This is a genomic window from Ilumatobacter sp., assembly GCF_041688325.1.
GTDB lineage: Bacteria > Actinomycetota > Acidimicrobiia > Acidimicrobiales > Ilumatobacteraceae > Ilumatobacter_A.
In genome coordinates this window covers 1-2,120 of record NZ_JBDNIJ010000409.1, presented here as the reverse complement: position 1 = coordinate 2,120, position 2,120 = coordinate 1, and the positions used below count along the sequence as shown (strand labels likewise).

General features: G+C 61.0%; 2 protein-coding genes. Both read left to right on the top strand.

The features are described from left to right. Nucleotides 1-249 precede the first annotated feature (249 nt). Nucleotides 250-1,791 (top strand): class I adenylate-forming enzyme family protein, encoded by a 1,542-nt coding sequence (locus ACH2EI_RS20240; RefSeq protein ID WP_395154278.1) that lies wholly within the window; start codon nucleotides 250-252, stop codon nucleotides 1,789-1,791. Between the two features lie 2 nt (nucleotides 1,792-1,793). Next, the coding region (locus tag ACH2EI_RS20235; RefSeq protein WP_395161373.1) for an SDR family NAD(P)-dependent oxidoreductase at nucleotides 1,794-2,120 on the top strand (327 nt) is incomplete at its 3' end.

The window sequence follows — 2,120 nt, the reverse complement described above, 5'->3', positions numbered from 1 at the left end:
GTCGGCAGTTCGAACGACGCCAGATGAGTCGAACGGAGAGACAAACGCGGTGTTGTCGGTGTTATTGGTGTTGTCGGTCATGTTGGTTCTCCCTGTGTGTCATGCTGCCGTCGGCCGTCTCCGACCTTTTGCAGGCTCCCAGGACTTGATATCATCGTCAACTATGTGGAGACGAGTCGCGTCACTCGATTTCTGGTTCGCGCCCGGCTCCCAAAAATTTCAATTAAACGGCTGATTAGGGGACATACCGTGCTGCTCGGCGACATCATCAACCTGAATGGGCGCAAGACGCCCGACAAGATCGCGATCATCGCCGACGAGCGGACCGTCACCTTCGGTGAGCTACGTGATCGCATGCACAAGGTGTCCAACGCGATGCTTGAGTTGGGCGAGCCTGGCGACCGGGTTGCGATCCTCGCAGAAAATCTTCCCCAGTATGTCGAGATGTACTACGGCGTGCCCGCCGCCGGGATGGCCCTCACTTTTCTCAACTATCGCCTTCACCCCAAGGAGTGGGCGTGGATCATCGCCAACGCTGGCGCCAAGGTGCTCGTCGTCCAAGGCAAGTTTCTGGACGAACTCCGGCCCTATCTGGTCGAGTCGTCATCGGTCGAACACATCGTGGTCATCGGTGACACGGCCGGCGAGAACGAGGTCCTGTACGCCGACCTCGTGGGCGCCGCCTCGCTGGAACCGCACGGCCTCACGATCGACGAAGACTCGACTGCGTGGCTGCTTTACACCAGTGGCACCACTGGCTTCCCGAAGGGCGCGATGCTGACGCACCGCAACCTCATCGTCGCCGCACTCAACTCGGTGATCGAGTACGAACCGCAACCCGACGAGCGCAATCTGGTGGCGTTTCCGCTCTGCCACGTCTCGGGCTACACCGTGCCGGTCACCCATTTCCGTGGCGGCAGAATCGTGCTCACTCCGATGTTTGAGCCGGAGCTGTGGATGCAGATGGTCGATAAGCATCAGATCACCGGGACATCGATGGCCCCGACGATGCTGAACTTCATCCTCCAACACCCCAAGCTCAACGACTACGACCTCGGCTCACTCACCGGAATCGGCTACGGCGCAGCGGCGATGCCGGTCGAGATCCTGCGAGCGGCCATCAACCGGTTCGGTCCGATCGTGTACTCGGGCTTCGGCATGACCGAGCTCGGCGGCAATGTCCTCACGTTCCCCAAGCACGCGCATGCGCGGGCGATTATGGGTGAGGAGCATTTACTCGCTTCGTGCGGGACCCCGATGGTGCTCGCCGACGTCAAGGTCGTCGATCACGACATGAACGAGTGCCCGCCTGGGGTGGTCGGCGAGATGGTCATCTGCGGCGAACAGGTGCTGAAGGGCTACTTCCGGAACGAGGAGGGTACGACGAAGGCGTTCGACGACGGGTGGTTCCACACAGGTGATATGGCTCGCCGCGACGAGGAAGGGTTCTTCTACATCGTTGACCGGATGAAGGACATGATCATTAGCGGGGGCGAAAACGTCTACAGCCGTGAAGTCGAAGAGGTGCTGTACCTGCATCCGTCCGTCTCCGAGTCCGCGGTCGTAGGGATACCGGACGAGAAGTGGGGTGAGCTTGTCGTTGCGATCGTCGTGCTGAAGGACGGCGCGACGGCCACAGAGCAAGAGATCATCGCCATCTCGCGCGACAACCTCGCCGGGTTCAAGACGCCCCGTCGGGTCGTGTTCCTCGACGAACTGCCGAAGACCGTCAGCGGCAAGATCATCAAACGAGAACTCCGCGATCAACTTGTCAGTGAGGCCAATTCGTGAGCATCGACATCACCACCCCATTCCGCCTTGACGGCCGCGTCGCCATCGTGACCGGAGCGTCTTATGGCCTGGGCGTTCTGTTCGCCGAGATTCTCGCCACGGCGGGCGCCGACGTCGTCATCACCGCTCGTTCCGTCGACAAGTTGGCCGAGACCGCAGCGATCGTCGAAGGGCTCGGCCGGAGATGCCTCGCGGTGGCCGGCGACGTGACCGTCTACGAAGATTGCGAACGCGTCGTCGAAGCAGCCATGTCGACGTTCGGCAAGATCGATGTGCTCGTGAACAACGCCGGCTGGGCTGACGATCGCTTGATCCGCACCGAGAAGTGC